Origin of the sequence: Rickettsiella grylli (genome assembly GCF_000168295.1) — a bacterium.
GTDB classification, from domain to species: domain Bacteria; phylum Pseudomonadota; class Gammaproteobacteria; order Diplorickettsiales; family Diplorickettsiaceae; genus Aquirickettsiella; species Aquirickettsiella grylli.
This window is the reverse complement of record NZ_AAQJ02000001.1, coordinates 672,978-688,417: the sequence shown is the minus strand read 5'-3', so window position 1 is coordinate 688,417 and position 15,440 is coordinate 672,978. Positions and strand designations below refer to the sequence as shown.

Here is a 15,440-nt window from a genome sequence, read left to right as displayed (position 1 = left end):
CAATTAAATTCGTTAACTCGATAAAAAAGGCGACCAGACGGGATCTTGTACATCGCCTTCAGGCGTCGGTAAGCGGCAATTAATTCGTCCATCAACTGAAGCCATGCCTAATAACCCCCGTTTATCCGGTTTTGATTCAAACAAAATCATTTGCCCATTCGGTGAAAAACTGGGTGATGCCTCATAACCTGAATGGGTCACACTGAATAACGTATCATCCTCTAAATCTTGGACCGCTATATTATACATTCCTTGGTCTCGATTGAGTACCACTATCATTTTTCCATCCGGCGAATAAGATGCACGGGCATTATAACTTCCATCAAACGTAATGCGTTGTAGCTGCTTGCCGTTTAAATTTATTTGATAAATTTGTGGCCCGCCTCCTCGGTCTGAGGTGAATAATAATGATTTTCCATCCTGCGACCACGTCGGTTCGGTATCAATAGAAAACCCAAAACTGACTTGGCTTAAGCGTTTATTCTCTAAATTGATGAAATAAATTTTTGGTGCTGCACTATTTTTAGACAAGGCTAATGCGAGCTTTTTATCATCAGGCGACCACGCAGGCGCGCCATTAATACCTGGATAATCGCTTATCACTTGGCGTTGACCGGTTGCAATCGTTTGAATATAAATACGTGGCATAATTTTTTCAAAAGAAACATAGGCAATACGCTTTCCATCATGCGACCACGAAGGTGACATAATCGGTTGTGTGGATGTTAATAATGATTTTGCGTTATGTCCATCCATATCGGCTATCTGTAAACGATATACACGATGATTTTTTTGACGTGTCACAAGTATATACGCAATACGCGTCGAAAAAATGCCTCGAACCCCCGTTAATTTTTCATAAATGAGATCACTTAAATGATGTCCAAAAGCGCGTAACTGGGTATCACGTACAGTTAATTCAGTGTGCGTTAAAATTTGTTTACGCCCTTGCGCAACGTGCACCACATCCATATAGACTCGATATCGTCCATGACCCATCGACGTTATCTTCCCTCGTACAACATCATCGATATGCTGTGCTCGCCAATAAGGTATTGAAATTTTATCCAGCGTATAAGGTTGTGGTAACGCCTGTCGGTTTGCAATAGTCACCTTAAATTGGCCACTATGGTTTAGATCAGATTCAATCACCTGACTGATATCCTGTTCAGATGAGAACGTTTCTGTCTGTTCAAAAGGCACAATAGCAATCGGCAATCGATTGGCAACACCTTGGGTCAATTCCAAATTCAATGCGGCGACTGCGTTCTGAGTCCACCCTAAACTACTAAAGGTTATTGCATAAATGAACGAAGAAACCCATTTTTTAAAGCGATAAAACGATTTTTTTAAACGAAACCCATTCATTTATTATTCTCCATCGTGCTACTTTTGGGTAATACCCACATTCGTTTCAAAACAGGGTGATAAAATGCACCAATAACATGTAGTATCAAAGATGCGATAAATAAATAAGCGATGATTTCATGCGCTTTAGCAAAAAATTGTGCGACTAATGGTTTATTGGCTAACGGTGGTAGTGTAAAAATACCGTAAAAACTAATCGCATGCTGACTAAAGCTTGACATAAAAAATCCCGTTATCGGCATGAGGAACATGAATAAGTACAATGCAATCACATTAAACGCTGCTAAACGACGTTGCCAAAAAGGGATTGAAGGCGGTAATTTCGGTGTCACATTGATAACGTGCCAAAACAATCTGAGGACGACTAAACCGAAGATAAGCAAGCCTGTTGCTTTATGGAGCTTATACAAATTATCACTAAAAGACGATGTCGGAATATTAATCATCGTATAAGCGATGATAAACATGCTGATAATGAGCACGACCATCAACCAATGAAAAAATTTAGTGACACTACCATAAATCGTTACTGTATTTTTTAACATCAGAAACCATAATTAACGAACGTTGAAAACTCTAGTTTATTATAATCAACCGGGGAATTAAAAATAGGCCTATTTTTTATCCGCTTGAAATAAATAGAATTTATGACGATCGCACGCATTCTTTAACGCGTCGACAATAGGTTTCTTTAATACCACAGGCCACGAATAAGGCTAACAATAAGCTGAGCAGCAAGGTCAATAACGCCCTGCGAAAATCATCATTAGAATAATAAGGTAAACCGTGTATCATTGCGCCATCCCAATTTTTTTGTAATAGCCAGCCAATCAATGGTTGAAACCCAGCACCGATAATAACGGATGCCATATTGGAAAATGCAACTGAAGTTCCTGCTGTCGATTGCGGATTAATTTCTGATGCAACCGCATAGGCAATAGCAACTCCTGTATTCGAAAACCCATATAAAAATAACACACTAAACAGTATTCCTAAATTTAAGTGGGGTAACAAAATAACCAACCCTGCCATGAATAAACTTAAACTCGCTGATAAAATAAGCATCGGTTTTCGTCGTTGAATTTTATCGGAAACCCAACCCATTAAAGGACCCCCTATCGCCCAACCGATAAAGATTAAACTAATACCCATCGCAGCAACCTCGTTGCTTAATCCATACGTTTGACGAAAAAATTTAACACCCCATAGTTCTGCCAAAGCAGCCGTAGGCGCGTAAAGTAAGCCTGCGAATAAGGCATTCCACCAACTTTGTGGATTTCGTAACACACGTATTAAACCGGACCAAAGGAAATAGTTTTTTTTAATTTTAAACGAGGTAACCGGTACAACCGGATCGCGCACGAGTAAGGCAACCAGCGCAGAAAGTAATAGCATTAAACTCGCAATAAAAACTAAAGCCGCACGCCAACCCCAATGGATAACTAAATAAGCCATTGGCATTTGACCGAAAGCCGCACCGAGCATGCCCAAGGCTTGTGTTAAACCGGCTAACAAACCAAATTTTTCTGCGGGAAACCACACCGCAGCTACTTTTAAAGCGCTCACGAAGGCAAAGGCAGCTGCAAAACCCATCATTAAACGGGATAGTGCAGCTATTTCAAGATGCGTTGTTGTTGCAAAAATAAGACAGGATACACCACAAAGAAAAATCATGCTGGTAAGTAACCAGCGTAAGCTAAAACGATCAACGAGGATACCCACGGGAATTTGCATACCCACATAGGTATAATAGAAAAAAGCCGATAAGCTCCCTAACGCTAAGGCCTGCACATTAAAATCGTGCATTAATGAGTCAATCATTACGCCCGGCGATACCCTGGCAAAATATTCGATAAAAAAAGCACTCGCCGCCAAGCCCCACATTAACCATGGATAATAGGTTCGCGTAATCGTGTTTCCAATAAAGCGGTCATTCAACATTTAATTTATCTCAAACATAAGTTAACTGACAATAAGCCAAGCATTCCCTGGTTATTGATCGCGCTTTATAGTAAACACTGTAAAAAATTTTGTCTATCCACGGAACGTGTGTTTTTATTTCGGGAGTTTCGCGCGTCTATTTTATTGTTACTGCACAATGAGTTTTCAATTTTTAGTGATAGAAGATTTTATAATGAACCAATCCTGTTGATAGAAATAAATTTCACGCATTCAACTTGCTCTCGAGTGAAGTTATCATGATTGGTCGCAACATAATCTTAGCGCTTGTCAACTAAGTCCATCACTTCATTTTCAGATAAATGGGTTAGATCGTGAATATATTGAATGGATCGGCCTTGAGCAATAAGCTTTTTAGCGATTGTAATAGCATTAAGGTGTATGCCTTCTTCTCGGCTTAAACGTTCAAAACTTGTTATATAACTCATATTTTTCTCCTCCTCTAATTCATGGAGTTTCTCTTTATATTCTAACTCTAAATCCTTGGGTATAACGAGTGCCCAGTCTATCACCTTAACCAAATTTATTACATAATCTCGCCCATAGCCTCTATCATAGAGCAGCTGCGTTAATCGGAGCTTCATAATAAATCGCGCTTTAGGATCTTTCTTTGTTTCTAGAAAGATAAGATGAACGAGCACGACGATTGCAAAGGGATTATTCGAGCGCTCTAGTTCTCGTTTTTTAGTGCAATAATTAATCAATTTATGCGTTTTAAAGTTAAACGTTAACTGAAAAATCAAAGACATCTCTGATAATTTTGAGGATGCCAATTTCGGTTGCTATCTGTCAGAATAGCTAAGGTTAAAATAGATTGATCGTACTTTATAAATAGTTTGCAATAATACTGGAATAGTCGTTTAGCGAAATCCTCTTCTTTTTTCCCTTGGATTTCAATGTGAATTAAAACAACTTCTTCTTTTCCTTTGAGCGATTTGATTTTTATGAGTTTATCAACAAACGTTTTCCCTATCATTGACTCCGTTGTAATCGACTGCAGCTCTTTATCTAACGTTTCATACGGGACTCCCCAATCCATTTCTTTTGCAATTTCTGGATAAAAAAACTCCATGAACTCTTTAAAATAAACATCTAAAATATCTTTCCATGCAGAGTCGTGGTTTGCTCGCTGCTTTTTTTCTAACATTATTATTCTTCCTTATTTGTCGTTAAACAGATATATCTATATTATCATTAAATGTCTAAAATGATAATAGGAAATCTAATATATCCGTAAAAAATGATTCGGGTAAAGTAACATCACGTTTTTACGGCCAAATCCGAATCAAGTTACTTTCCTTAACACGTTTAAAGACTCCTTTTGAGAGATTCATCCACTATTTTTAAGAGAAAAGGCAATAGATAGAAGACGTCCGGTGAAAAACTTCACCTTATTGTGTTATTACCCCTTCAGGCCGGACGATTAAATTAATGTGACGAAAGGTATGAAATAAATCTTCATTTTTTGGGACTGGCAAAGGTGACGCTTTATACACAGCCGTTTGCGCTGAACGATCCAGTATTAAATTACCACTACTTTTAACAATAATCACGTCTAAAACTAGCCCTCCCGGTGCCAAATGCACGGTTAATTGCGTTTCTAAGTGTTTATTCATTTCTGGAGGAATAATCCATTGTTGAGCAATGGCCTGCAAAATAAGATGTCGGTACTTGCCCATCGTTGCGGCATAACGGGATGTATGAATCGATTGTTTTTCTAACGTTTTTAATTCTTGATCCAGTAATTGTTGAACATTTTTCTCAACCAGTTTTAATGATTTTTTGGATATCGGTTGATGCGTCATTTTTTTTGGCTTATGCATTATTTTTTTTTCTATTTTTGTTGTTTTAAGATGCATTCTTTTTTTTATCAATAACGATTGTTTATTTCGTGTATGTGACGTTATTTGCTTTTGCTCGTTTTTATGTACTTTTTTTTTCTCAAGCGGTAATACAACCGGGCTTTTTTTGATTAACTCGGATTTTAAGGGTTTGGTCACCTCAGAGGGTTTGGGAACCTCAGTCGGTATCTTTATTTTCTCGACAGGAGGCGTCTTTTTTTTAACAAGCGTGTCCATGGGGATCGCTGTGGCGTGTATCCATTGTACAGCAGGAGAAGATAAAGAAACTAACGTTGTATGATGACGTACTGTTAAAAATAAAGCTAAAAATAAAACGAAATGCAATAGAAGTGCGGCCAAAAATGAATATGAATAATAGTTTTCTCTATTAAACCTGAGCATACATCGTATTTAAACCGCCTGTGGCGGTGACTCCGTTAATAAACCAATATTAATCGCTCCAGCGCGTTGCAATAAAACCATCAAGGATATGACTTTACCATAATCAATTTTTTTATCGCCTTTAATAAAGATCTGTTGTGGGGCTTTTTTTTCCGCAACACGCCTCAATTGTTCATCCACTTTTTGTTTTAATTGTTGAATCGTTAGCGGCGTTTGGGGATGCGTTAGGGTATTCAAATAATAAAACCCTTTTTCATCAATAGAAACAATAATAGGTTCCTGTGTAGAAGTCATGGTTTGTGTTTGCGCTTGCGGCAAGTTCACTTTAATCCCCTGTGATAATAAAGGCGTCGTCACCATAAAGATAACTAACAACACTAACATGACATCAATGTAGGGAACTACATTAATTTCAGATAAAAGCGATTTGCGCCGTTGCTGTAAAGGCGGACGGAAATTAGGATACATAATTCCCCGCATTGCCATGAATTTGACGATACAAAATAGTTGAGAATTCTTCCTGAAAACGGTGATAATGGTGCAATAAATGCTGAATTTGATGCGCGTAACGATTGTAAAAAATGACTGCAGGAATAGCAACAAATAAACCCATCGCGGTAGCGACTAATGCTTCTGCAATACCGGGCGCCACCATTGCAATAGTAGCTGTCTGTTGTGAAGCCGATAATGCATGAAAAGCAGTCATAATTCCCCACACTGTCCCAAATAATCCAATATAAGGACTTGTGGAACCTAATGTGGCTAAAAAGTCTAAATGTTTCTCGAGTAATTGATGTTGTTCAGAATACGCAATACGCATCGCACGTTGCACACCTTCCATAATAACCGCGGGTACATCACTGACGTGTTGGTCCAATCGCACAAACTCACGGAATCCCGCGTGAAAAATACTGGCTAAACCGTTCTGTTGTTCCTGTTCACGATTCAACTCCGTATAAAGTTTACTAAGCTCAATACCTGACCAAAATTTATTTTCAAATTGAGCTAATCGTTTTCTTGAACGTCTCAGTATGAATCCATATTGGAAGATCATTGACCACGATAAGATCGAGGCAACCAGCAAAATGAACATCACACATTTAACGATTCCGCTTGCCGCTGAAAAGTAACTCCAAAGGGAAGGATCGATCGTTGACATTCTGACCTCTTTTATATTACGTATTTACGATGCAATCTTTACGCTTACGTGTGTGTGATAGCGGATGTACAATGCACCATTCAAAAACGCTTCGCGATTACTATTCACTTTAGTTTATTTTATCAGAAAAATCATAAGCGATCTGTTTTTGTCCCTGAAGATGTGTGGGCATGGCCAAACTGAAATGGGAAAACGTTTTTTTTGTTGCCACGCGCCCTCGAGGCGTACGCATAATAAACGCTTGTTGAATTAAATAGGGTTCAATCACGTCTTCAATAGTGTCTCGCTCCTCACCAATCGCCGCCGCCAAGCTGTCTAAACCCACGGGTCCGCCATCAAATTTTTCGATAAGTGTTAATAATAATTTTCGATCTTGCTGGTCGAAACCTTCTTTATCTACTTCTAATAGATCCAGCGCTTGTGCGGCTAACGATTGGTCTATTTTTCCATCTGACTTTACTTCAGCAAAATCCCTGACTCGACGTAACAAGCGATTGGCTATGCGTGGTGTACCCCGTGCGCGCTTGGCAATTTCATTCGCTCCCATCGAATCAATCGTTACCTTTAAAATCCCTGCGGAGCGCGTTACGATACGACAAAGATCAGCAACACTATAAAACGTTAAGCGCTGTACAATTCCAAACCGATCGCGCAACGGCGACGTTAACAATCCGGCGCGGGTTGTCGCGCCGATTAACGTAAACGGTGGTAAATCGAGTTTAATCGATCGTGCTGCTGGCCCCTCGCCTATCATAATATCCAGTTGATAGTCTTCTAATGCAGGATAAAGTATTTCTTCAATCACAGGACTTAAACGATGAATTTCATCAATGAATAAAACTTCATTAGGTTCAAGGTGCGTCAGTAATGCGGCTAAATCACCGGCCCTTTCAAGCACAGGACCTGATGTTTGTTTCAGGCTAACGGCCATTTCATGGGCAATAATCGTTGCCAATGTAGTTTTACCTAAACCCGGCGGCCCAACAATTAATACGTGATCCAAGGCTTCTTGGCGCGCGCGTGCCGCATGAATAAACAATGTCATTTGTTCACAAACTGAGGTTTGACCTAAATAATCAGCTAACGCGACAGGTCGAATACGCGGATAGATTTTTTCATCTTCTCTCTTTTTTTTGGCAGAAGTTAAACGATCTGAAATTGGCATAAACGATTCGGTTAATTAAGATGGATAATAAATGATTTCAATGTATTTTTTAAAATCGATCGTGTTATTATTAGCGAATTAGGATTTCTTTATCAAGCATTCAAGAAAAAAAGATGAGTCAGTTTATTTCGTTTTCAAACACAATCGCCGAATTAATAAAAGAGACACTACCTCAATTAGAACCCTTTTTTGAGACCCCTAACGACGAAAATACGTTTGATTTAAGTCAGATTAAAGAACTCAAAGGTCATCGTACTCAATTAATCCAAGAGGGTTTAAATCTGATTCATCAATTCGATCGTTTAAGTCAGCATCATTTTTTTAAAAATAACAAACAGGAAGTGGAAGATTATATCCTTAAAAACACGCAATTACTTCTTGAATCACTTAAAAATTATAGTTTAAGTTGCAATTCGTCTCCACAAATCAAAGATTTTTTAAATATTATTCCAGATAATATCAGTACAATAATCGGGTTTACATTAATTATCACATCCCTTCTTTCCATTCAATTTCTTCCCTTAGTTTCCATACCGCTTGCTTTAGGTTTTTGGATTCTTATCGATTTCACGTTTAATAATCGAAAAGCCGCTAAACAACTTAAAGAAACAATGCGTACGCTTAAAAACGAATTAAGAACGATCGAAGAAACCCACGTTATTTTAAAACATGAAACCACCCTGCCGTTCCCTTCAGAAACACAAAGATTATCAGCAGCAATACCCAGCACAAGTCAAAACTATCATTCTTTTTCAGAACCCTCTACGTCCTCCTACTCTTTTTTCGGCACAACAGACGGCAACCCGGATACTGAAATTAATTTAGAAACTTCTTTTTCATCAACACCTCATCATTAACTTCGTATTTCGCTTCTCAATTCCTTGAAAAATGAATCAATTAACGCTTGAAGTTTAAAGATTTTCCGTATTTAGGTTTTACGTTTCGTTTTTAATTGCTCAAAAATTTTTCAACATTCACTATTTCATTCTCTACTACGCTTTTTTAAAGATGAAATGACAGTCCCCCCTATTAAAAAGGTATTTATTATTACAAAAATAATTTTTACTTTATACTATTTGAGGAGTTTTATTTTTTTATCTTTCAGAAAAAATAAATTTTTTATGAAAACGGATCAACACGCCTCTGAAATCCTCATCGACATTGAGAAGAACGCGCGCTTAAAGCATAAAAACTTACGTTTTGACGATCTTTTACAATTCATAGGGAGACGCGCTTTTGGCATGGGTTTATTATTTTTTGCTCTACCGAATGCGTTACCTTTTTCGATTATCCCCGGGGTTGCTTTTATTTTTAGTCTCCCTATTATTTTCTTTTCATTTCAAATGATCACAGGGAAAAATACGCTCACGTTACCTAAAACCCTTGCGAAACGATCGATTAACACTGAAAAATTAATTCGCGTTATTCATACAACGGTTCCCTATTTAGTCAAACTAGAACGATTCCTCAAACCCAGATGGCTCGTGATGACTTCACGAAAAATGGAGACTATCAATGGCATTATTATTTTTGGTTTAGCCCTCTTGTTGATCTTACCGATCCCCTTTAGTAATTTTATATTTGCTTTATTGATTGTGATCTTCAGTTTAGGCTTAATAGAAAAAGATGGAATTTGTATTATAGGTGCTTATCTCTTAACCGTTTTTTATCTCCTTTTCATTTGCACGTTTATCTTATCAGCCCTTCGAACTCTTTTTTAATCACATGAAATGGAGCCTTGATCCATATCGTGATTCGAACATTTAATTTATAGTGTTTAACGCGTGTCGAATCAATGCCTCGAGCGAAAGTGAAGCGTCTTTAATTCGTAATACGGCACGACTGGCTTCTTGGTTTTTATAACCTAACGCCATTAATGCAGCAATTGCATCTTGTTGGATGTGTTTTAAAGATTGAATGGTATTTTTATCAAGTATCTCGGGTTGGTTATGGGATAAATTTCTTAGACGATCGCGCATTTCTATAATTAACCGCTCCGCCGTTTTTTTTCCAATGCCAGGAACCGCCTGCAAACTGTTTACATTTTGCTGTTCTACACAACTGACAAATTCGGTTACTTCAATTTTTGATAAAATCCCTAAAGCAACTTTTGGTCCCACACCACTCACTTTTAATAATTGCGTAAATAAAAAACGCTCTTCAGGTGTACTAAAACCATACAAAAAATGGCCGTCCTCACGGACAATAAATTGGGTATATAAAAACACTTTTTCACCGCAATGAGGAAGTTGATAAAACGTATGCATTGAGGCTTGAATTTCATAAGTAAACGCATTCGCCACTTCTACAAGTAAAATCGGTGGCTGCTTTTCAACAAGTATACCGCGCAATCGATTAATCATCGTCTTCTCCCTCGTCGAAAACCTGTCTTGGCGCCGAGCTGTTCTGATTGACGTGCTTGTGCATGACAAATCGCTATCGCTAATGCATCCGCTGCATCCACTGATGGCGTGCAATTTAAATGGAGTAATACACGGACCATATGTTGAACTTGTTGTTTGCTGGCCGCACCATACCCGACTACGGATTGTTTCACTTGTCTTGCTGAATATTCACAAATTCTTAATTTGGCCAATGCAGCTGCCACCAATGCAACGCCTCGTGCTTGACCTAGTTTCAATGCTGCATGCGGGTTGATATGCATAAAAACTTGTTCAATCGCTGCTTCATGAGGTGTATAATCCTGTAGGAGCTTTTGCAAACCGGTAAATATTTTCTCCAAACGTTCAGAAAAAGCCACATTAACGACCTTAATACAACCACTATCCAAATAGTTTAATTCTGAACCTTCCATTTGAATAAGACCATAACCGGTTATGCAAGAACCCGGATCAATGCCCAAAATAATGCGATTTTTACTATAATCAATCGCATTAACCCTATGATTTAACATTAGGCTTGATTCGTATAGACATTTTGTACATCGTCTAAGTCCTCCAACAGGTCAATTAAGCAGTCTAGCTTTTCCTGGTCTTCTTTATTTAATTCAACGCGTGTACTGGCTAACCAGGTCACTTCACTATGGGCGATACTTAAATTTTTTGCGTGGTAACGTTTAACAACGTCCACGAATTGATTTTCCGCGACCCAAACATCAATACTTTTATCCGGATAAGTAATGACCTCTTCTGCACCTGCCTCTAAAGCAATCTCCAAAATTCGCTCTTCTTCAAAGCCTGGAGAAAACGTAATGACTCCTTTTTTACTAAATAAATAAGCGACTGAACCTGTATTTCCCAGATTGCCGCCTGACTTGCTCAAAACATGTCGAATTTCCGCAACGGTACGATTACGGTTGTCAGTGAGCGTATCGATTAATAGTGCAACTCCGTTAGGTCCATAACCTTCATAACGAATTTCTTCCATTTGAACCCCTTCTGGACCACCGGAACCTCGTTTAATTGCACGGTCAATTGTCTCTCGCGTCATATTCGCCGCTAATCCCTTATCAACAGCTAAACGCAAACGGGGATTATTGCTGAGGTCCCCCCCACTGATTCGTGCAGCAACCGTAATTTCACGAATTAATTTGGTAAATAATTTACCTCGCTTTGCATCTTGCTTATTTTTTCGATGCTGTATATTCGCCCATTTACTATGTCCCGCCATAATTTTCTCTTCTTATAAACCGTTTCATTTCATTTTCGTAAAATAAATAACGACGATTATTTTCACACTACACTAAATGACCTCCACAAAAAATTTGATTGTATTGAATCGCCGTCACTAATGAGGTCATTGGCAATAACCAAATTAAACCAATCCCTAGCGTCATCAAGACTAAAAGACCGAATAGTATGGTTGTGAAAACAATTAATGCCGTGTTTTTAAAAATATGTTGATTAATTGATTGGAAAGCCAGACGTAAGCTTTGTTTTATTGCTATTTTCTGATCTAAAATGAGCAAGACGGTCATGAAGACTAAAACGGACAAGTAAAAATAGATAAAAAAACAGATGCCGAAAATAATAAATAAAAAAGCTCTCGTTAAAATGGGGCCTAAAAAAGCAACTTGTTGCTGAATGATCCCGGAATGTAAAAGGATATTGGTGCTGGAAAGAATAAAACTATTCAATAGATAAAGTAATAAACCAATGAACAGCAAAGGCCGTAAGGCGTGTTGAAAAGAAAAAACCATCTTGGCATGAATCGGTTTAGATTGTAAGTGTTGCAAGGCCATATAAGCTAAAGAAGCTGTAAATAAGAAACGGAACACTTCGACGGTTCCCACAACAACAAATTTCAGCATTAATTTGGCATTATAAAAAAAAACCGCATGATACGCAGTCGCTAAAGGCAAAACGTACACGTCATAAAGCGCTAATACTAATCCCAACACAAGACAAATCAACGCCATAACCAGTACGAAATAAAGAAACCCAAGCCAATAACTGACTTTCATTCCTTTTACGCGATACCAAGCCTCCAAAAAAATGGTTTTAATCGGCATTCGATAATTGCCATGAAGTGCGTTGTTAAAATTTGCTGTGTTTGAATGCAACATAACCTTTATTTAAAAAATTGCGTCGTAAAATCTTTCATTTTCACTCAACGCTTAAATTGTAATGCCTTGCATCTTGCGATGGATGACGTCTTTGTTATTTTTTACGAATCTGTAAAGCGAGCTCTTTTAATTGCTGTTCAGAAACGAGACTTGGCGCATGCGTCAGTGGGCAATGTCCCGTTTGTGTTTTAGGAAAAGCAATCACATCACGGATCGATTGCGCATTTGTCATCAGCATCACTAAACGATCTAAGCCAAAAGCCATTCCTCCGTGCGGTGGACAACCGAATTTAAGTGCTTCTAAGAAAAAACCAAATTTTTCTTTTTGTTCGGCTTCACTCAGTGTTAATCGATCAAATACCGCTTTTTGTATCGCACTGTCATGAATACGTATGGATCCTCCACCCACTTCACAACCATTTAGTACCATATCATAGGCCCGGGATAAACACGCTTCAGGGTTTGCCAATAATTCAGCGGCATTCGTAATCTTAGGTGCCGTAAAAGGATGATGCAAGGCTTTCCAGCGTTTTTCTTCTTTTTCAAATTCAAATAAAGGAAAGTCAACCACCCACAAAGGGAACCATCCTTCTTTAATGCAGTTAAAATCATGGCCTAATTTAACGCGTAGCGCGCCTAAGGATTCACTCACTATTTTAGCATCGCCCGCACCAAAGAAAATAATATCACCTTTTTTAGCATCCACTCGTTGTAAGATGGCATTGACAACCGCATCTGGAATAAACTTTAAAATAGGTGATTGTAGACCTTTTACCCCCTGGCTCGGATCGAAAACTTTCAGGTAGGCCAATCCTTTCGCACCAAAAATCGCCGCATAATGGGTGTACGTTTCTATTGCTTTACGTGTTAATTCAGCCCCTTGAGGAATGCGTAATGCGGTCACTCGCGCGTTGGCATCTTTGGCTGGATCCGAAAAAACTTTAAACGTTATGTTTTCTACTAAATCGGCAATATCGACTAACTCAAACGGAATCCGTAAATCGGGTTTATCACTTCCGTAGCGTTGCATGGCCGTGGCATAACTTAAGCGTGGAAAAGGACAGGGTAAATCCACCGCTAATAATTTTTTAAACAAATAACAGATCAAGGATTCATTGAGCGTTTGTATATCCTCCTCGCTACAAAAAGACATTTCCATATCGAGTTGAGTAAATTCAGGCTGTCTATCCGCGCGCAAATCTTCGTCACGGAAACAACGTACGATTTGGTAGTACCGATCAAACCCTGCAATCATCAATAATTGTTTAAATAATTGGGGGGATTGCGGCAACGCATAAAATTCACCCGGATAAATACGACTCGGCACCAGATAATCTCGTGCCCCTTCCGGTGTCGCTTTGGTCAATACGGGGGTTTCAATCTCTAAAAAGCCCTTTTCTTCATAAAAATGCCGTATTAATTTAACCATCTCAGTACGTCGCCGAAAACGTTCTTGAACTTCAGATCGACGCAAATCTAAATAACGATAACGTAAGGCCACTTCTTCACTTACCGGTGTATAGGCATCAATCGAAATAGGCAGTGGTGCTGATGTATTTAAAATAATAAGCGCTGTGGGTTTAAGCTCAATATTGCCCGATTTTAACTGTGTATTTTCTGTTCCTTGAGGTCGCAACCGTATTTCGCCGCTTATTTGCACAACATACTCATTTCGTAATGTTTCTGCTTGTTTAAATAATTCAGACTGCTCGGGGTTAAACACCACCTGTAAAAGACCACTCCGATCGCGTAAATCAATAAAAATAATACCGCCATGATCACGACGATGATGAACCCAACCACAAACGTGCACCGTTTCATTGACTAAATTTGAATTTAATTGCTGGCAATAATGTGTTCTTTGCATAATCGTGTCGTTTTCAATTTAAAAAATTTAGGATTTTTTTTCTGATGGATCGGTTTTAGGCGGTTTATCCACGGATTTTTTTTCAGCTACACGCTCTTTTGCTGTCGATTCTTGAACGTTATCGGTGCCTTTATTCTGTTCTTTCGGCGTCGTTGTATTATCCGCTTTGTCTTTTTCTGTATTTTCGGGTTTCGTCGGATTTTTAAAATCGGTCACATACCAACCGGTTCCTTTCAAATGGAAAGCGGACGCTGAAACTAGCTTTTTCAAAGTCGGTTCTTGACAAATGGGACAATGCGTTAGCGGTTCGTCACTACTGTTTTGTAGTGTATCAAATTTATGGCCGCAGGCCTGACAGGCATATTCATAAATAGGCATAGTACTCCCTCATTTTTTCAAATTCAGTTATTCATATTTTCACATTGAGAATCCAGTAAATACCTTATGGATCGAAGACTCACAATATAATGGGCATTTTAATCCAGTGCTTACAGTTTGGCCAGTATAGAATAACGTGGCATGTTAAAGAAAGCATCCTCTGCTTTCTTTATTGATTTATGTTTTTAATTGGAATGAGAAAAGCTCAATGCCTCTGACAAATCGGCTAACGCTTTGTCGACGGATTGAGAGGGATGAAAAAAATTAAAATGATTTGATTTTGAAGTATTAGAAATATAGACCCCTTCACTAATCACCGGTCCATTCATAAAAAAATCAGCTAATTTTTCGAGTAATTGATTAATCATTTTATATAGATTATGGACTAATCGATAATCAGAATAAGGTAATTGTTTTACTTGATGCCTCAAGCATTCTAAACTGTTCTTAAAATCTTTAATAATCGCGTCATTCTCAGATTCAAAATTTAAATGATTAATCGGATCATCCTTCATCAGTTGATTCAGTTCTGAGAAGTATACGTTTATTTTTCTGACTAATACGTAAACCCTCTCATCCTTGGTTTGATTTGAAAAATCGTTCATTTTATCCAAGATCAAAGAAAGTTCAGAAATCCTTCTAAAACGATCTGCTTTTTTCCTATTTTCGAAACTTTCATAAAAAGAGTTATCAATATACTCCCCTTCACTGGCGTTAGGAATTGTTTTAGAAAAATTTTCGTTGATGTTAGGCATAATAACTCGCTTTTTGAATAC

At 38.2% G+C, this 15,440-nt stretch carries 18 protein-coding genes; 2 read left to right on the top strand and 16 right to left on the bottom strand.

Annotated features, from left to right (window positions below; all coding sequences use genetic code 11):
- Positions 1–12: 12 nt before the first annotated feature.
- From tolB to ruvB, 9 genes are all read right to left on the bottom strand, one after another.
- Positions 13–1,368 carry a Tol-Pal system beta propeller repeat protein TolB gene (tolB, locus tag RICGR_RS03190; protein WP_006035609.1) on the bottom strand — a complete coding sequence of 452 codons (1,356 nt, stop codon included), beginning with the start codon at positions 1,366–1,368 and terminating at the stop codon, positions 13–15.
- On the bottom strand, positions 1,365–1,913 hold the full coding sequence (locus RICGR_RS03185; RefSeq protein ID WP_006034662.1) for a cytochrome b: 549 nt from the start codon (positions 1,911–1,913) through the stop codon (positions 1,365–1,367). Before RICGR_RS03185 ends, tolB begins: the two co-directional genes overlap by 4 nt.
- 100 nt (positions 1,914–2,013) lie before the next feature.
- A complete protein-coding gene (locus RICGR_RS03180) occupies positions 2,014–3,309 on the bottom strand; it encodes an MFS transporter (protein ID WP_006035604.1) in 1,296 nt (431 codons plus the stop codon).
- A 278-nt stretch (positions 3,310–3,587) separates the two neighbouring features.
- The gene (locus RICGR_RS07455) at positions 3,588–4,076 is read right to left on the bottom strand and encodes a hypothetical protein (RefSeq protein WP_050764001.1); all 489 of its coding nucleotides are present in this window, start codon (positions 4,074–4,076) and stop codon (positions 3,588–3,590) included.
- Positions 4,067–4,474, bottom strand: a complete 408-nt coding sequence (locus RICGR_RS07450; protein WP_050763998.1) for an RpnC/YadD family protein — start codon at positions 4,472–4,474, stop codon at positions 4,067–4,069. Before RICGR_RS07450 ends, RICGR_RS07455 begins: the two co-directional genes overlap by 10 nt.
- Before the next feature lie 244 nt (positions 4,475–4,718).
- The gene (gene tolA / locus RICGR_RS07445) at positions 4,719–5,528 is read right to left on the bottom strand and encodes a cell envelope integrity protein TolA (RefSeq protein WP_006035087.1); all 810 of its coding nucleotides are present in this window, start codon (positions 5,526–5,528) and stop codon (positions 4,719–4,721) included.
- Between the two features lie 51 nt (positions 5,529–5,579).
- Positions 5,580–6,038: a protein TolR gene (tolR, locus tag RICGR_RS03165; protein WP_006035895.1), complete on the bottom strand. Its 459-nt coding sequence runs from the start codon at positions 6,036–6,038 to the stop codon at positions 5,580–5,582.
- Positions 6,028–6,729, bottom strand: coding sequence for a protein TolQ (gene tolQ / locus RICGR_RS03160; protein ID WP_006035799.1), 702 nt, complete (start codon positions 6,727–6,729; stop codon positions 6,028–6,030). The genes tolR and tolQ overlap by 11 nt, the downstream gene beginning before the upstream one ends.
- A 109-nt stretch (positions 6,730–6,838) precedes the next feature.
- Entirely contained in the window at positions 6,839–7,894 is a 1,056-nt protein-coding gene (gene ruvB / locus RICGR_RS03155; protein ID WP_006035779.1) for a Holliday junction branch migration DNA helicase RuvB, read from the bottom strand.
- Positions 7,895–8,007: 113 nt separating this feature from the next.
- Here ruvB and RICGR_RS03150 point away from each other — a divergent pair, with 113 nt between their 5' ends.
- Positions 8,008–8,751 carry a hypothetical protein gene (locus tag RICGR_RS03150; RefSeq protein WP_006034779.1) on the top strand — a complete coding sequence of 248 codons (744 nt, stop codon included), beginning with the start codon at positions 8,008–8,010 and terminating at the stop codon, positions 8,749–8,751.
- A 264-nt stretch (positions 8,752–9,015) separates the two neighbouring features.
- The gene (locus tag RICGR_RS03145; protein ID WP_040615442.1) at positions 9,016–9,615 is read left to right on the top strand and encodes an exopolysaccharide biosynthesis protein; all 600 of its coding nucleotides are present in this window, start codon (positions 9,016–9,018) and stop codon (positions 9,613–9,615) included.
- Positions 9,616–9,657: 42 nt separating this feature from the next.
- Here the strand turns inward: RICGR_RS03145 and ruvA are convergent, their stop codons facing one another.
- The 7 genes from ruvA to RICGR_RS03110 all read right to left on the bottom strand — a co-directional run bounded on the left by ruvA (position 9,658) and on the right by RICGR_RS03110 (position 15,419).
- On the bottom strand, positions 9,658–10,257 hold the full coding sequence (gene ruvA / locus RICGR_RS03140) for a Holliday junction branch migration protein RuvA (protein ID WP_006034731.1): 600 nt from the start codon (positions 10,255–10,257) through the stop codon (positions 9,658–9,660).
- Positions 10,254–10,808, bottom strand: coding sequence for a crossover junction endodeoxyribonuclease RuvC (gene ruvC, locus RICGR_RS03135; protein ID WP_006035338.1), 555 nt, complete (start codon positions 10,806–10,808; stop codon positions 10,254–10,256). Before ruvC ends, ruvA begins: the two co-directional genes overlap by 4 nt.
- Positions 10,808–11,524 (bottom strand): YebC/PmpR family DNA-binding transcriptional regulator, encoded by a 717-nt coding sequence (locus RICGR_RS03130; RefSeq protein ID WP_006035120.1) that lies wholly within the window; start codon positions 11,522–11,524, stop codon positions 10,808–10,810. Before RICGR_RS03130 ends, ruvC begins: the two co-directional genes overlap by 1 nt.
- Positions 11,525–11,591: 67 nt before the next feature.
- Positions 11,592–12,419, bottom strand: coding sequence for a hypothetical protein (locus RICGR_RS03125; protein WP_240992209.1), 828 nt, complete (start codon positions 12,417–12,419; stop codon positions 11,592–11,594).
- A gap of 94 nt (positions 12,420–12,513) precedes the next feature.
- Positions 12,514–14,286 carry an aspartate--tRNA ligase gene (gene aspS, locus RICGR_RS03120; RefSeq protein WP_006035286.1) on the bottom strand — a complete coding sequence of 591 codons (1,773 nt, stop codon included), beginning with the start codon at positions 14,284–14,286 and terminating at the stop codon, positions 12,514–12,516.
- Between the two features lie 27 nt (positions 14,287–14,313).
- The gene (locus RICGR_RS03115) at positions 14,314–14,664 is read right to left on the bottom strand and encodes an FmdB family zinc ribbon protein (protein ID WP_006035923.1); all 351 of its coding nucleotides are present in this window, start codon (positions 14,662–14,664) and stop codon (positions 14,314–14,316) included.
- Between the two features lie 185 nt (positions 14,665–14,849).
- Positions 14,850–15,419 carry a hypothetical protein gene (locus RICGR_RS03110; RefSeq protein WP_006035225.1) on the bottom strand — a complete coding sequence of 190 codons (570 nt, stop codon included), beginning with the start codon at positions 15,417–15,419 and terminating at the stop codon, positions 14,850–14,852.
- Positions 15,420–15,440 lie beyond the last annotated feature (21 nt).